This is a genomic window from Stenotrophomonas maltophilia group sp. LNF247 (genome assembly GCF_054083135.1).
This window is the reverse complement of the sequence record NZ_JBSRQL010000004.1, coordinates 16,025-31,583: the sequence shown is the minus strand read 5'-3', so window position 1 is coordinate 31,583 and position 15,559 is coordinate 16,025. Positions and strand designations below refer to the sequence as shown.

The window sequence follows — 15,559 nt, the reverse complement described above, 5'->3', positions numbered from 1 at the left end:
CTCCCGGCACGCGCGTCATCTTCGATCAACGATGCACGTGGCCGCGATGGCCCTGCGCATCCTCACCGTGGTCGTGGCCTTCATGGCCCTCGTGTCCGCCGCCTTTGGCCGGCGTCGGCTCGCCACAGGCTTCGCCACAATGGTCCGCTTCAATCTGCAGTGTGACGTGCTCGATACCGAAGTCATCATGCAGCCGCCCGCCCAGCTCGCGGCGCAGCGCATCGGCATCGGTACCGTCGCGCATCACGATGTGCGCGGTCAGCGCCGGCGTGCTTGAAGCCAGCGCCCACACGTGCAGGTCATGCACGTCCAGGACTGCGGCGTGGCCGGCCAGGCTGTCGCGCACCCTGGCCACATCCATGCCCTTGGGCACGCCTTCCAGCAGCACGTTGATCGCCTCACGCATCAGCACGTAGGTACGCGGCAGCACCCACAGGCCGATCAGCACCGCCAGGATCGGGTCGATCGGTTTCCATCCGGTCCACTTGATCAACAATGCGCCCGCAATCACTGCCACCGAGCCGAGCATGTCGGCCCATACTTCCAGGTAGGCGCCCTTCACGTTGAGGCTCTCGCCACTGCCCGCCTGCAGCAGGCGCATCGAGATCAGGTTGATGACCAGGCCCGCCGCAGCAATCACCAGCATGCCGGAGGAGGCGATCTCCTGCGGCTGGCGGAAACGGCCGACCGCCTCCCACAGGATGTAGGCGGCGACCACGAACAGCATGGCACCGTTGATCATCGCGCCCAACGCTTCCAGCCGTGCATAGCCGTAGGTGCGGCGCGCATCCGGCGGGCGCCGGCTCAGCCGCACCGCGACCAGCGCGATCATCAGCGCCAGCGCATCGGTGGCCATGTGTGCGGCGTCGGACAGCAGCGCCAGGCTGTTGGTCCAGAACGCGCCCACCACTTCGACGACGAGGAAGGTGGTGGTCAGGCCGAGTGCCCACCACAGGGGTTTCTCGTGGCGGATCTGGGATGGCAGGTGGTCGTGGTCGTGGCCCATGGCAACAGCTCCTTTGCGATGCGGTGCAGGCTACGCGGTGCCGGCGGGGGAGACTATTACGATGTTTATAACATTGCAGGCCACACGAGCCCTCGCCGGGCATGGCCCGGCGAGGGCTGCAGACCGACGACCGCCTGCGGTCAGAAGCCGAAGCGCAGGCTGGCCCAGTATGCGCGGCCCGGCTCGTTGTAGGTCGCCGCCCCGGCATCGCTGCTGTTGGCCTCGCGGAACAAGCGCTTGTCGGCCAGATTGTTCACTCCGAAACCGAAGCTGACCGTCTCGGTCACCTTGTAGCGCGCGCTCACGCCCCAGATGTTGTACGCGCCACGATCCTGCAGCGCGATCGATGCATCGCAGCTGCCAGTGCAGCGCGGGTCGTTGTTGATGTTGGTCGTGGCCGGTTCCTGCCTGCCGTAGAAGGTGCCGGTCAGCAACACGGACAGCCTGTCGGTGGCCTGCCAGTCCAGCATGGTGTTGATCGTGTACTTCGGAATCACCGACAGCGGCTGATGCGTGGTCTTGTTCTCGTTTTCCACCATGTAGGTGAAGTTGTTGCTCCACTTCAGGCGGTTGCCCTGCTCGCCCAGCAGCGGAATGACCAGGTTGCCTTCCAGCCCCTGCACGATCGCCTTCGGCGCGTTCTCCCAGCGGAAGATGCGGCCCTTGGTGTCGGCGGTCAGCCCGATCTGGGTGTATCCGGCCTGGATCTTGTCCTTGTAATCGTTGTGGAAGTAGGTCAACGACGCCTGCCAGCCGCTCTGCGGTGCCCACTCGATGCCCAGTTCCTTGTTCAGGCTGGTTTCCGCCTTCAGGTCCGCGTTGCCGCGCATGTAGCAACCGGCGCCCAGGCTCGGCAGCGCATTGGGGCAGCCGTTGCCGCGGGTGTAGTAGAGATAGTCCGGATTCGACTGGTACAGGTTCGGCGCCTTGAACGCGCGGGCAATGCCGCCCTTCACCACCCAGTCGCTGTTGATGCGGAACTGCGCATTGAGGCTGGGGCTGGTGTTGTTGCCGAACTGGCTGTGGTGGTCGAAGCGCAGGCCCGGGGTAACGATCCAGCGCTCACCCAGGTAGATGTTGTCTTCCACGAACGCCGCCGTGGTCTGCGCGTCGGCCTTGCCCCGCGCACGGTCGGCCGACAACCCTGGAATACCGCCGCCGCTGCTGCTGGACTGGCTCATCGAATACGGATCGGTCAGGCGGCTGTCCAGGTATTCAAAGCCGAGCGTCCAGATGTTCTCTGCGCCGCCCAGCGCGGTCGGGAAGCTCACTTCGCCATCCAGCTGGTAGTTGCGCAGGCGCGAGGTCGACCAGTCGGTGCCGTTGAAGCTGCCTTCCGGGCCACCGGCCAGGCCTTCGTTGATGCGCGAGTTGTTCACCGCTTCCACCGCGGCGGTCAACCGCGAGGTCACGTCGCCCCAGCGACCGCGATGGGTGATCGCGCCGGTGGTGCGGTACATGCGGTTGGTTTCCGCTTGGCCTTCGGCCAGTGCCGCCAGGTCGACACCGGTCGAGGTACCGGTGGTGCTGACGGCGCGGTCGCCGGCGTAGATGTTGCCCTGGCGGCTGGTGCCGGCTTCGAACTCCACCACCTGGTTGGCGGTCACGTCCCAGCGCAGCAGCGCGTTGACGTCGCGGTTCTTGACACCCTCGCGGCCGGCTGGCGGCACCGCGTTCGGATTCGTCGCGTACCGGCGATTGAGGTCCAGCGAATCGGCGTCGGTCCTGTTGAGATTGCCGTACAGACGGAACGACAGGGTATCGGTCATCGGCCCGCTGAGCTGCAGGCCGACGCGCTCGCTGCCCCCTTCGGCGCTGTGCTCGGGCACCAACCCAAACAGGTCGACCGCACCGGTCAGATCGCCGGTCGGGTGCTTGGTGATGATGTTGACCACGCCGCCGGAAGCACCGGAGCCGTAGCGTGCCGCCGCCGGGCCGCGCAGCACTTCGATGCGCTCGATCATTTCCGCCGGCACCCAGTTGGTATCGCCGCGGGTATTGCGCTCGCCGCTGCGCCCCATGCGCACGGCATCACGGGCACCGACGCGCTTGCCGTCGACCAGGATAAGGGTGTTTTCCGGGCCCATGCCACGCAGGTCGATCTGGCGGTTGTTGCCGTACTGGCCCGAGGCGCTGTTGCCGGTGAGGTTGACGCCCGGCATGGTGCGCAGCAGTTCGGCGATGTCGTTGGCCGGCGGGCGCCTGGCGATGTCCTCAGCGGTGATGGTCGACGTGCCCAACGCCTGGCGGGCAATCTGCGAGGCGGTGACATGCACCGTGTCGATATCGGTGGCGTCGGTTTCAGCCTTGGCGATCAGGGCGCTGCCCGCCAGCAGGGCGGCAACGGCAAGCGCCAGCGGGCGCGGCGAGAGGACAACGGCAGGAGACATGATCTGGACCTTCTGGCAGGGCAACGGGGCCTCTGGCAAAGGGCTTGAGGCAACGACAAGGGGGAGGCGGAGCGTCGCTGCAGTCGCCTGCGGCCCGATCCGTGCCTACATTCTCCCATCAATGCGAGTGATTCTCAAATGCGTTCACTCATTGCCGCAGGGGCACGGATGTGCTTTGCGCACCGTGCAACGCTGCACCGCGCGTAAACTGGCCGGCTAACCCGCCATCAACCGCACGCCGCCACGGCCGATACCCGTGGTTTGTCGTACGCAGTCAGAGATCGACGTGGAAACACCGCAACTGGACGATGCCAGCCAGCCGCTGGCCGAAGCCTGGCAGCACTGCCTGCAACAGGCTGGCCCTGCCGCCACCGCGCTGCTCAAGGCCGCAGCCACCGATGCCCCAGCCGTGCTGGCACAGCGCTTTTACGAAGTGCTGCTGCAGGACGGGCGTGCACGCCGCTTCCTGTCCCACGACCAGGTCAAGCAGCGCCTGCAGCCGGCCATGCAGCGCTGGCTGGTGCAACTGCTGACCACTGATCGCGACAGGATCGCCAGTGCCGTGGCCTCGCAACGGGTGATCGGCGATGTGCATGCCCGGGTCGGCATTCCGGTCGACCTGGTCACCCGCGGCGCGCGCGTGCTCAAGCACGAGCTGTTCGTGCGCCTGCGCGACGACGCACCCGACAGTGCCACCGCGTTCGCCGCCATCGACTGCCTCAGCGCAATCATGGACATCGCCATGGAAGGCATGACCCTGGCCTACACCCATGCGCGCGAACGATCCACCCGTGCCGATGCGGCCTACCGGTTGTTCTCGCTGGTGCAGAACGTCAGCACCGAGCGCGAGCGCCAGCGCGCCCTGCTGCTGGACTGGGAAAACGCACTGCTGTACGCACTGGCCGGCCACGTGCAGGCCGGCGAAAGCGCCAGCCTGGCGACCTCGGAATTCGGCCTGTGGTTCACCCACAAGGGCATCCCCAGCTTCGGCGAGAGCAGCGAAACCCAGCAGGTCGGCCAGCTGATGGCCCGCATCGACGGGAACCTGCAACAGGCAAGCAACGATGCCCCGGCGCAGCGGCTGGCGGTGCTGCCGGCCATCCGCGAGGATCTGGCCGCCATCCGCACCCTGATGACCCTGCTGTTCGAGCGCATCGGCGAACTGGATGCCGGCAGCGATGCGCTGACCAACCTGCTCAACCGCCGCTTCCTGCCGACCGTGCTGCGGCGGGAAATCGAGCTGGCCACGCGCAACGGCACGCCGTTCTCGCTGCTGCTGCTCGACCTGGATCACTTCAAGGCGATCAACGACGGCCACGGCCACGATGCCGGCGACCGCGCGTTGCAGCACGTGGCCGGCCTGCTCGGCCAACTCACGCGGGGCAGCGACTACCTGTTCCGCTATGGCGGCGAAGAATTCGTGGTGGTGCTGGTGGCGGCCAGCGAGTCGCAGGCGACCGTGATCGCCGAGAGCCTGCGCCGGCAGATCGCACAATCACCGGTAGCACTAGCCAATGGCCAGGTGCTGGAGCTGACCGCCAGCATCGGCGTGGCCGGTCACGATGGTCATCCGGACTACGAGCGGTTGATGGCACGCGCAGACGCGGCGATGTACGAGGCCAAGCGCAGCGGCCGCAACCGCGTGGTGGTGGCCAGCGCGGACCTGCAGGAAGCCCCGGGGCGGCGTGCACTGCAGCGATGACGACAGGACAGGTAGAGTCGACCGCTGGTCGACTATCGCGCGCAGCGCGGGATTTTTCGCACGCGGGGCGAAGAGCAGTCGACTGACAGTCGACTCTACCGACAGTCGACTCTACCGGTTCGCGCGCCAGCCGATGCGTTGAACGCCACCACCCGCCATGCTGCCCACCACAGCAGCGCCAGCAGCGCGATGCCGGCGCCCAACAGGCACACTGCTGGCCAGCCATGCCGGGCCTGCACCCAAGGCCCCGCAGCCGCACCCGCCCCACTGCCAACTGCATAGAACAACATGTACAACGCCACCAGGCGCCCATGCTGTTCTGCCGGTGCACGCAGCAACAATGCCTGGTTCGAGACATGGAGTGCCTGGCCGCCGAGGTCGAGCACGACCACACCCAGCAAAAGCAAGGACAGCGAACGCGGCAGGCCCAGCAGCGGCCACCACGCGACCAGCATCAACAACAGCGCGCCGAGGCTGACCCGATACGCGAAACCACGGTCCATCCAGTGCCCGACCCGCGACGCCATCAATGCACCTGCCACCCCGGCCAGGCCGAGCGCACCGATGGCTGCAATCGACCAGTGCAGCGGCGGTGCCGACAGCGGCAAGGGTGCCGCCGCCCAGAACACATTGAGGCCGGCAAACAGCAGCAATGCCAGCGGCCCGCGCTCGCGCAGCGTTCGATCGCGGCGCAGCATGCCCAGCATCGAGCCGATCAGGTCGCGCCAGCGCGGCGGCACTGCGGGTATCGGCACGGCCGGCAGGCGCCGCCACAGCAGTACGGCCAAGGCCGCCATCAGCGCTGCCGAAAGCAGATAGACCGCTTGCCAGCCGGCAATGGCCGCCACCGTGCCGGACAGCACACGCGCCAGCAGCAGCCCGATGAACACCCCACCCTGCACCACCCCCACCACGCGCCCGCGCTGCGCGGCCGGAGCCATCGCTGCCGTATAGGCGATCAAGCCCTGGGTGAGCGCGGTGCCCAGCAGTCCGGCCAGCAGCATGGCCGACAGCAGCCAACCGGTCGTGCGTGCCGCTGCCAGCCACAGCAGGGCCGCCACCAGTGCCGCCAGCTGCAGCCGCAGCAGGCGCCGCCGGTCACCGCGATCGGCCAGCGGCAGCAGGCCGAGCAATGCAAGCACGCTGCCGGCCTGGGTTGCCGCCAACACTGCGCCCGCCACGGCACGGTCCAGTGCGAAGGCCTGTGCCAGCCGATCCAGCAGCGGTTGCGCGTAATAGACGTTGGCCACGCTGGCGCCGGCCGCGACCGCGAGCAGGGTCAGCAATGGGCGGGACATCGATGCGCTCATGATGTAGTTGCAATTTGAAACTTGATGCAGGCTATCGCCATTGGTTTTAAACTGCAACCACATTCGGAGGCCCCAGCATGCACGCCAACATTCCCTGCCCCGTTGCCCGCAGCGCCGACCTGCTCGGTGATCGCTGGGCACTGCTGGTGATCCGCGATGCCTTCGACGGCGTCAGCCGCTTCGGCGACTTCCAGCGCAGCCTCGGCGCGGCGCGCAACATCCTCAGCGATCGCCTGCGCAGGCTGGTCGAGGCCGGCATCCTGCAACTGCAACCGGCCTCCGATGGCTCGGCCTACCAGGAATACGTGCTCACCCACGCCGGCCAGGAACTGTTCCCGCTGCTGGTCGCGCTGCGCCAGTGGGGAGAACGCCATCGCTTCAGCGCCGGTGAAACCCATTCGCAGTTGATCGAATCCAGCACGCGGCGACCACTGCCCTACATGCAGCCACGCGGGCGCGACGGTCAGCCGCTGCAGGCCGCCGCCACCCGCGTGCGCAAGCTCAAGGACGACCGGCGCGGCGCCTGATCCGCCCACTCGCGCACACCGACGGACGCCCGCGCCGGTTAGCATCGGATCTTTCCGCCGCTGGATGCCGCCGATGTCGCGCTGTCGCCCTTCCCTGCTGACCGCCCTGCTGTTGCCGCTGCTGGCCTGCGCCACAGCAACCACGCAGGCCCGCGAGGTTGCCGCGCCCGCCGACCACGTGCAGGCCGATGGCCCCTATGTGTTCCGCCAGGGCGACCAGCTGCAGGCCAAGTGGATCTGCGACGACAAGGTCGAGTCGCGCACGCTGGCCATCAACACGACGGGCACCGATATCGCGCCGCGCTGTGGCTACGAGCACACCGTACATGTGGCCGCGCCGAACGCACCTTCGATTTCCGTGCTGCCGGCTGCACCGCGCATCGTCGCGCTGTCGGACATCCATGGCCAGTACGGGCTGCTGGTGCGCCTGCTGCGCGCCCACCACGTGATCGACGCGGAGGATCGCTGGGCGCTGGGCAAGGACACACTGGTCATCGCCGGCGACGTGTTCGACCGCGGCCCGCAGATGACCGAGGCGTTCTGGCTGCTCTACGGCCTGCAGCAGCAGGCGGCCGCCGCCGGTGGCGCCGTGCACTTCGTGCTCGGCAACCACGAAACCATGGTGCTGTACGACGACCTGCGCTACGTCAACCCGAAGTACCTGCGCAGCGCCCAGCTGCTGGGCCGCAGCTACCCGCAGCTGTATGGTGCCGATTCGGTGATCGGGCAGTGGCTGCGCACCCGTCCGGTGCTGCTGAAGATCGGCGATACCCTGTTCCTGCACGGCGGCATCTCGCCCGAGGCGGTGCAGCTGGCGCTGGACCCGGCACGCACCAACGCGGCCTATCAGGCCTCGCTGGGCCTGCCCAAAGCCGAAGTGAAGGCCGACCCGGCCACGGCACCGCTGTATGACGGCAAGACCAGCCCGATCTGGTACCGCGGCTATTTCGATGGCCGCCTCGACACCGCGGGTGTGCAGGCCGTGCTCGACCGCCTGCAGCTCACCCGCATCGTGGTCGGCCACACTTCGATGCCGCACGTCAGCAGCTTCCATGGCGACCGCGTAATCGCGATCGACAGCAGCATCAAGAACGGCGAGAACGGCGAACTGCTGTTCATCGAGGAGGGCAAGCTCAGCCGTGGCCTGCTGGATGGTTCGCGGGTGCCGCTGGCGCTGGGTGAGCCGGGCCTGCAGGACTGAATGGAGGGACAGCGCGACGGTGCCGGGAGGTGCCGGCGCGCTCCACCTTCACCCGGTTTGCGGCTACCCTTCGGCAGCCGAGAGGCCCAACCCGTCCATCCGGTGGGCCTGACCGTTACAGGAGCCCCGCGCATGCGCGTTCTGATTGCTGAAGACGACCCGGATATCGCCTCCGGCCTGTGCGCCTCGCTGCGCCGGCAGGGGCACGTGGTCGACCACGTCGACAACGGTGCGCACGCCGATGCTGCACTGGGCTCGACGCAGTACGCGCTGCTGGTGCTGGACCTGGGCCTGCCGCAACTGGATGGCCGCGACGTGCTGCAACGCCTGCGCCAGCGCGGCGATGGCCTGGCGGTGCTGGTGGTGACCGCACGTGACGGCCTGGCCGAGCGGGTACGCGTGCTCGACCTCGGCGCCGATGACTACCTGGTCAAGCCGTTCGCACTGGACGAATTCGAAGCCCGCGTGCGAGCACAGCTGCGGCGGGTCACCAGCAATGGTAATCCGGACCTGCGCGTCGGCCGCTTGCGCCTGGACTTGGCCGGGCACCGCGTCTGGATCGACGACCAATCACTTGAACTGACCGCACGCGAGTTCGGCCTGCTGTCGGCGCTGGCCGTTCGCGCCGAGCGCATCGTGTCGCGCGCGCAGCTGGTGGAAGCGCTGTGCGACTGGGGCCAGGACCTGACCGACAACGGCCTGGACATCGCCCTGCACCGCCTGCGCCGCAAGCTGCAGCCCGGCGGCATGGGCATCCGCACCGTGCGCGGGCTGGGCTACATGCTGGAAGACGCGCAGGACGACAGCGCCCCGTGATCAGTGGACCGCCCAGCCTGCGCCGGCGCCTGCTTGCCTTCCTGGCGCTGCCGATGCTGGCCCTGCTCACTTTCAATACGATCCTGGCCTACTACGTTGCGCTGGACTACTCCAACCGCATCCACGACCGCAACCTCATCGACGACACGCACTCCTTCGCGCAGATGCTGAGCGGCATGCCGGTGACCAGCGAGCTGTCACCGCAGGCGCGCTTCCTGATCGAGTACGAGCCCGACGGCCATCGCTATTTCAACGTCGACAGCAGCCGCCAGGGGACACTCAGCGGCAATGCGGATTTCAGTGCCTACGCGCCTTCGCAGGAATGCACCGGCGTGGACCCCACCCTGTACGACGGCATTCTCAACGGCCAGCCGGTGCGCATGGCCACCGTCTGCACGCGTGCGATGAACGATCCGCAGGACCAGCTGGCGGTGACGGTGGCCGAAAGCATGGCCGAACGACGCCAGCGCGCGCGAGAGATCCTGATGATCATCATCCCGCTGATGACCATGCTGGCGCTGGGCACCGCCGCGCTGGTCTGGTTCGGGGTGACCCATGGCCTGCGCATCCTGACCCCGCTGAGGACCCGCCTGGCACAGCGCCGCGGCGAACTGGCGCCGATCTCCGACGCCGACGTGCCGGAGGAGATCCAGCCGCTGATCAGCACCATCGACGATCTGTTTGCCCGCCAGGCGGAAATGATCACCCTGCAGAACCGTTTCATCGCCGACGCCGCGCACCAGCTGCGCTCGCCGTTGGCCGGCATGGCCCTGCACGTGGACCAGGCACTGGCGCATGGCGACCCGGACACGGTGCGCGAGGCACTGCAGCACATCCGCCGGCTCAACCAGCGCACCGCGCGGGTCAGCACCCAGCTGCTGGCGCTGAGCCGGGCGCAGACCGTGCCCGATACCGTGGAGGCACTGGACCTGTGCGAACGGGTGCCACAGTGGGTCGGCATGCGCGTGCCCGAAGCGATCCGCGACGGCATCGACCTGGGCTACCTCGGCAGTCCCCACCCTCTGCGCGTGCTCGGCAACGGCGCCCAGCTGCAGGAGGCACTGGACAACCTGATCGACAATGCGCTGCGCTATGCCGGCCGCGGTGCGACCGTCACCGTCGGCGTGCATGCGCTGGACGACAATGATGTCGAACTGTATGTGGAAGACAACGGTCCCGGCGTGCCGGACGACGTGATGCCACGGCTGGGCGAGCGCTTTTTCCGGGCGCCGGGCACCGCTGCCAGCGGCACCGGCCTCGGCCTGGCCATCGCGCATGAGGCGGTGGAGCACTTCGGCGGCCGCCTGAGCTTCCTGAACCGCCCCGGTGGTGGACTGAAGGTCGCCATCTCGCTGCCGCTGCTGAAGGCATCCTGACCCGGCCGGGACGCTGAAAGGCTGGCGAAAATCGCGCTTGCGATCCTGCCATCCCCACTGCCGTCCCGGAGCCGCCAGGTGACCGAATCGCACGACTTCTTCCTCCCCGGTGGCCCGCAGGGCGTGCTGCTGGTCCATGGCCTGACCGGCACCCCGGCGGAAATGCGCATGCTGGGCAAAGGGCTGAACAACGCCGGTTTCACCGTGCACGGCGTGCAGCTGCCCGGCCATTGCGGCAGTGTGGATGACCTGCTGGCAACCACCTGGGAACAGTGGTACCAGGGCGTGGAGGATGCGGCGGCCAGCCTGCGCGGCAAGGTCGACCAGCTGTTCGTCGGTGGCCTGTCGATGGGCGCGGTGCTGTCGCTGGCCCTGGCTGCCCGGCGCCCGGAATGGGTGTCCGGCGTCGGCGTGTACGGCGCCACGTTCCGCTACGACGGCTGGAACATTCCCGCCGTCGCCCGCCTCTCGTTCCTGTTGCCTTGGTTCAAACGCTTCAACATCGGCCGCGACCGCATGTTCATGGAAGAACCGCCGTACGGCCTTCGCGACGAGCGCCTCCGTGCGCAGGTCAGCGCCGCCATGCTGTCCGGCGACAGCGCCGCCGCCGGCCTGCCGGGCAATCCCTGGCACGCGCTGGCCGAGATGCGTGCGCTGAGCAACTGGACCCGCCGCCACCTGCACCAGGTCACCGCACCATGCCTGGTGATGCACGCCCGCGAGGACGACGTGGCCAGCATGGGAAATGCCGAACTGGTGATGTCGCGGGTCAGCGGCCCAAAGGAACTGGTGGTGCTGGAGGACAGTTACCACATGATCACCATCGACCGCGAACGTCGAGAGGTGATCCGCCGCAGCGCGCGCTTCTTCGCCGGGATCGGCGAACGCAGCGGCGCGCTCAAGGCGGTGGCCTGAGATGGGGGCACTTGCCACGCTGTTGTGGCTGGCCAATGTGGTACTCGATACCGGTGGCCAGCTCGCCTTCAAGGCCGCCGCCAGCGATCCGCAGGAAGGCGAAGGACTGCAACGCTGGAAACACATGCTCAGCCGCCCCTGGCTGTGGATCGGCATCGCCTGCTACGTGCTTGAGTTCGTCGCCTGGATTGCGTTCCTGTCGCTGGTTCCATTGTCCAAGGGCGTGCTGCTTGGCTCGATCAACATCGTCGCGCTGATGATCGCCGGCCGCATCCTGTTCCGCGAAAAGCTCACGCCATTGCGGGTGACCGGCATGCTGCTGGTCACGGCGGGCGTGGCGGTGGTGGGGGCCGGCTCATGAGGCGCCTGTATGTAATCGGCTTCCCGCTGCTGATGGCCTTCGACACACTGGCCCAGCTGTGCTTCAAATACGCCGGCGACGCCGCGCTGCCGGTGGAGGCCAACACGGCGTGGCTGCTGCGCGTGCTGTCGCAGCCGTGGGTGTACGGCGCCATCCTCGGCTACGTGGGGGCGTTCTTCACCTGGATGAGCCTGCTGCGGCATGCGCCGATCGGTCCGGCGTTCGCGGCTTCGCACCTGGAAGTGATCAGCGTGCTGCTGCTGTCGGCGTGGCTGTTGAACGAACCACTGACCCTGCACCACCTGGTCGGTGCGGTCCTGATCGTGGCCGGCATCGCCTGCCTCGGTCGCGCCGAAGCAGACGATCCGCACAGCCCCGCCGCAAGCACGCCATGAGCGCGCGGCGATGAGCCTGTTCGCGCGCGAACTGCCGCCGACGGCTGGCCTGCCGATGCAGGCCAGCGACTTCCTTCCCGGTGGTGGCGACCTGCGCGCGATCCTGGCCAGTCAGCTCGGCACACCGCCGCTGCAGTTGACCTGTTCCGGCACACACGCGCTGCTGATCGCGCTGCGTACGCTGCGCAAGCGTGCGCCCAAGCGCGACACCGTGATCCTGCCGGCCTATACCTGCCCGCTGGTGCCGATCGCGGTGCACAGCCTGGGCCTGCGCGTGCAGCTGTGCGATACCCGCCACGGCCATTTCGACTTTGATCCCGGCCAGCTCAGGCGTCTGGCCGATGCGCGCACGCTGGCGATCCTGCCGACCCACCTGGGCGGGCGCATCGCCGATGTCGAACTGGCCTGCGAAGTCGCCCGCAACGCCGGCGCCTGGGTGATCGAGGACGCCGCACAGGCACTCGGCGCACGGGTCGGCAACAGCAGTGTCGGCCTGCGTGGCGATATCGGATTCTTCAGCCTGGCTGCCGGCAAGGGCCTGAGCCTGCATGAAGGCGGCCTGCTGGTCAGCCGTGACGACGAACTGCGTGCTGGGCTGGCCGAACATGCCGCCGAACAGGTACGTTTCAGCCTGCGCTGGGAGCTGCTTCGCAGCGTGCAGCTGCTCGGCCTTGCCGCCTGTTACCGCCCCTCGCTGCTGTCGCTGGTGTACGGCAATCCTCTGCGCAGCGCCCTGCAACGCGGCGATCTGGAAGACGCGGTCGGAGACATTTTCCCGCTGGACATCCCGCAGCACCGGGTCAGCCAGTGGCGGCAGAACGTGGGCGCCCACGCCGCACGGCGGCTGCCTGCGTTCCTGCAGGCCGGGCGCCTGCGCGCACTGCAGCTGCGTGTGCAGCTGGCACAGCTGCCGGCGGTGGAGGTCGTCGATGGCCTGGCCGGCACCGGCGGCACCTGGCCGATGCTGATGCTGCTGCTGCCCAGCCAGCGCGCCCGCGATGCTGTACTGAAAGACCTGTGGCCACGCGGGCTCGGCGCCAGCCGCATGTTCATCCATGCCCTGCCCGACTACGCGTACCTGCGCGGCATCGTGCCGCAGGACGACATGCCCAACGCACGCGACTTCGCCGCACGCATGCTGACGCTTGGCAACAGCGCCTGGCAGACCCGTGAAGAGACGGCCGAAATACTGCAGGTGCTGGCCCGCGCGTGACTTCAAGACGCACGGATGGACTGCACCTCACGCATTCATCCATGCACCTTCCTGAACGCTTTCCCAGCCCGTCAATGAAGCCTTTCAACAGGAAAGGAACGAGAAAGGCGGCCTGCCTACATTGAGCCTGCCCCGGCATCGTGCCGGACGTTTCTTTCATCGACGGACCTGCCCATGCACTGGAGCATCCTGTGTGACTTCGATGGCACCATCAGCCTCGAAGATGTCATCGACTCGCTGCTGGAAAAGTACGGCCAGCCGGGCTGGCAGGAACTGGAAGACCAATGGAAGGCTGGAAAGATCGGCTCGCGCGAATGCATGCAGGGCCAGGTGCGGCTGCTGAAGCTGGACCCGGCCACGCTCGATGCGCACCTGGACCAGGTGCAGATCGATCCGGGCTTCGTCGCCTTCGTCGCCCGCGCCGAGCAGCTGGGCGTGCCACTGCGCATCGTCAGCGACGGCCTGGATTATGCGATCCACCGCATCCTCGCCAACCATGGCCTGTCGCGACTGCCGGTGGTGGCCAACCACCTGCGCTGGTGCGGGGACCACTGGGAACTGGAATCGCCCTACCAGGCCGAAGGCTGCCGCAGTGGCACCTGCAAATGCACCTGCGCCGCGCAGGCGCGCGCCAACGAAGCACCGCGCGTGCTGATGATCGGTGACGGCAGCTCGGATTTCTGCGTATCCGAAGATGCCGACTTCGTGTTCGCCAAGCGCCGCCTGATCACCCATTGCGCCAATGCCGGCATCGGGCATGCCGCCATCGCTACCTTCCACGATGCAATCGCGCTGTTGCCGCGCCTGCTCGATGGCAGCCTGCTGCAGCCACGCCGCATCGACGCCAGCCCGCAGCCCACCGCACTGCCCCTGCTGCTGGCCACCGCCTGAGCACGCCCCCGCCACCTCTTTCGAACGTCCTTCACGGAACCGAACTGCATGAACATTTTTGACAAGAACGCCGACGCGGCTGCCTCCGATGCGCAGCTGCTGGCCGACGAAGCCCGCTACAGCTCCTTCGGCGACACCGTCCACTACGTCGATCCGCCGAAGATCTTCCAGCGCGGCGAAGGCAGCTACATGTTCGACGGCGCGGGCGTGCCCTACCTCGACCTGCAGATGTGGTACTCGGCGTGCAACTTCGGCTACAGCAACAAGCGCCTGAACGATGCACTGAAGGACCAGATCGACACCCTGCCGCAGGTCGCCAGCCAGTACCTGCACCCGACCCGCGTGCAGCTGGCCAAGACCATTGCCGTGGACATGCACGAGAAGTTCGGCCTCGACGGCCGCGTGCACTTCAACGTCGGCGGCGCGCAGGCCATTGAGGACTCGCTGAAGATCGTGCGCAACGCGCGCGGCGGCAAGAGCCTGATGTTCGCCTTCGAGGGCGGCTACCACGGCCGCACCCTGGGTGCGTCGTCGATCACCTCCAGCTACCGCTACCGCCGCCGCTACGGTCACTTCGGCGAGCGCGCGATGTTCATCCCGTTCCCGTACCCCTTCCGCCGCCCGAAGGGCATGACCCCGGACGAGTACTCCGACCACTGCGTGTGGCAGTTCGAGCGGCTGTTCGAAAGCGAGTACAACGGCGTGTGGGATCCCAAGGTCGGCCAGGCCGAGTACGCCGCGTTCTACGTCGAGCCGATCCAGGGCACCGGCGGCTACGTCATCCCGCCGCGCAACTTCTTCACCGGCCTCAAGCGCGTGCTGGACAAGTACGGCATCCTGATGGTCGTCGATGAAATCCAGATGGGTTTCTGGCGCACCGGCAAGCTGTGGTCGATCGAGCACTTCGGCGTGACCCCGGACGTGCTGGTGTTCGGCAAGGCGCTGACCAACGGCCTGAACCCGCTGTCGGGCCTGTGGGCGCGCGAAGAGCTGATCAACCCGACCGTGTTCCCGCCGGGCTCCACCCACTCCACCTTCAATTCCAACCCACTGGGCACCCGCCTGGGCCTGGAAGTGCTGAAGCTGGGCAAGGAAATGGATTACGAGCGCACCGTGCCGGAAAAGGGCGCGTACTTCCTCGACGGCCTGCGCGGCCTGCAGAAGCGCCACCCGGAAATCGGCGACGTCGACGGCCTGGGCCTGGCGCTGCGTGCGGAAATCTGCCAGGCCGACGGCTACACCCCGAACAAGGAGCTGCTGGACCGCATGGTCGACATCGGCCTGGCCGGTGACCTGCTGCACGACGGCAAGCGCATGGGCCTCGTGCTCGACGTGGGTGGCTGGTACAAGAACGTGATCACCTTCGCGCCGTCGCTGGACATCAGCTACGAAGAAATCGACCTGGCGATCACCCTGCTCGACCAGGCGCTGACCAAGGCCAAGGGCTGAGGTCGAT

14 protein-coding genes are annotated in these 15,559 nt (G+C 67.4%); 11 read left to right on the top strand and 3 right to left on the bottom strand.

Annotated elements, in window-relative coordinates; all coding sequences use genetic code 11:
- Window positions 1–25: 25 nt before the first annotated feature.
- Window positions 26–1,006 carry a cation diffusion facilitator family transporter gene (locus tag ACTXG9_RS05450; protein WP_188250092.1) on the bottom strand — a complete coding sequence of 327 codons (981 nt, stop codon included), beginning with the start codon at window positions 1,004–1,006 and terminating at the stop codon, window positions 26–28.
- Window positions 1,007–1,146: 140 nt separating this feature from the next.
- The gene (locus tag ACTXG9_RS05445; protein ID WP_188250093.1) at window positions 1,147–3,396 is read right to left on the bottom strand and encodes a TonB-dependent siderophore receptor; all 2,250 of its coding nucleotides are present in this window, start codon (window positions 3,394–3,396) and stop codon (window positions 1,147–1,149) included.
- A gap of 286 nt (window positions 3,397–3,682) precedes the next feature.
- Between ACTXG9_RS05445 and ACTXG9_RS05440 the strand changes: the two genes are divergently transcribed.
- Complete coding sequence (locus ACTXG9_RS05440; RefSeq protein ID WP_021202500.1) at window positions 3,683–5,098, top strand: GGDEF domain-containing protein; 1,416 nt, start codon at window positions 3,683–3,685, stop codon at window positions 5,096–5,098.
- 95 nt (window positions 5,099–5,193) lie between these two features.
- On the opposite strand, the gene ACTXG9_RS05435 is transcribed toward ACTXG9_RS05440, so the two are convergent.
- Window positions 5,194–6,396, bottom strand: a complete 1,203-nt coding sequence (locus ACTXG9_RS05435; RefSeq protein ID WP_456115403.1) for an MFS transporter — start codon at window positions 6,394–6,396, stop codon at window positions 5,194–5,196.
- A gap of 89 nt (window positions 6,397–6,485) precedes the next feature.
- On the opposite strand from ACTXG9_RS05435, the gene ACTXG9_RS05430 reads away from it, so the two are divergent.
- The 10 genes from ACTXG9_RS05430 to ACTXG9_RS05385 all read left to right on the top strand — a co-directional run bounded on the left by ACTXG9_RS05430 (window position 6,486) and on the right by ACTXG9_RS05385 (window position 15,552).
- A complete protein-coding gene (locus ACTXG9_RS05430) occupies window positions 6,486–6,935 on the top strand; it encodes a winged helix-turn-helix transcriptional regulator (RefSeq protein WP_111098991.1) in 450 nt (149 codons plus the stop codon).
- 73 nt (window positions 6,936–7,008) lie between these two features.
- Window positions 7,009–8,136, top strand: coding sequence for a metallophosphoesterase (locus ACTXG9_RS05425; RefSeq protein ID WP_188250095.1), 1,128 nt, complete (start codon window positions 7,009–7,011; stop codon window positions 8,134–8,136).
- 132 nt (window positions 8,137–8,268) lie between these two features.
- Entirely contained in the window at window positions 8,269–8,952 is a 684-nt protein-coding gene (locus tag ACTXG9_RS05420; RefSeq protein WP_019659189.1) for a response regulator, read from the top strand.
- Window positions 8,949–10,328 (top strand): sensor histidine kinase, encoded by a 1,380-nt coding sequence (locus tag ACTXG9_RS05415; protein WP_021202497.1) that lies wholly within the window; start codon window positions 8,949–8,951, stop codon window positions 10,326–10,328. Before ACTXG9_RS05420 ends, ACTXG9_RS05415 begins: the two co-directional genes overlap by 4 nt.
- 78 nt (window positions 10,329–10,406) lie before the next feature.
- Window positions 10,407–11,243: an alpha/beta hydrolase gene (locus ACTXG9_RS05410; RefSeq protein ID WP_111098992.1), complete on the top strand. Its 837-nt coding sequence runs from the start codon at window positions 10,407–10,409 to the stop codon at window positions 11,241–11,243.
- 1 nt (window position 11,244) lies between these two features.
- A complete protein-coding gene (locus tag ACTXG9_RS05405) occupies window positions 11,245–11,604 on the top strand; it encodes an EamA family transporter (protein WP_021202495.1) in 360 nt (119 codons plus the stop codon).
- A complete protein-coding gene (locus ACTXG9_RS05400; protein ID WP_019659193.1) occupies window positions 11,601–11,999 on the top strand; it encodes a DMT family transporter in 399 nt (132 codons plus the stop codon). Before ACTXG9_RS05405 ends, ACTXG9_RS05400 begins: the two co-directional genes overlap by 4 nt.
- A gap of 10 nt (window positions 12,000–12,009) precedes the next feature.
- The gene (locus ACTXG9_RS05395) at window positions 12,010–13,212 is read left to right on the top strand and encodes a DegT/DnrJ/EryC1/StrS family aminotransferase (RefSeq protein WP_111098993.1); all 1,203 of its coding nucleotides are present in this window, start codon (window positions 12,010–12,012) and stop codon (window positions 13,210–13,212) included.
- A 174-nt stretch (window positions 13,213–13,386) separates the two neighbouring features.
- Window positions 13,387–14,103 carry an MtnX-like HAD-IB family phosphatase gene (locus ACTXG9_RS05390; RefSeq protein WP_049455638.1) on the top strand — a complete coding sequence of 239 codons (717 nt, stop codon included), beginning with the start codon at window positions 13,387–13,389 and terminating at the stop codon, window positions 14,101–14,103.
- A 48-nt stretch (window positions 14,104–14,151) separates the two neighbouring features.
- Window positions 14,152–15,552: an aspartate aminotransferase family protein gene (locus tag ACTXG9_RS05385; RefSeq protein ID WP_005408663.1), complete on the top strand. Its 1,401-nt coding sequence runs from the start codon at window positions 14,152–14,154 to the stop codon at window positions 15,550–15,552.
- Window positions 15,553–15,559: the final 7 nt, after the last annotated feature.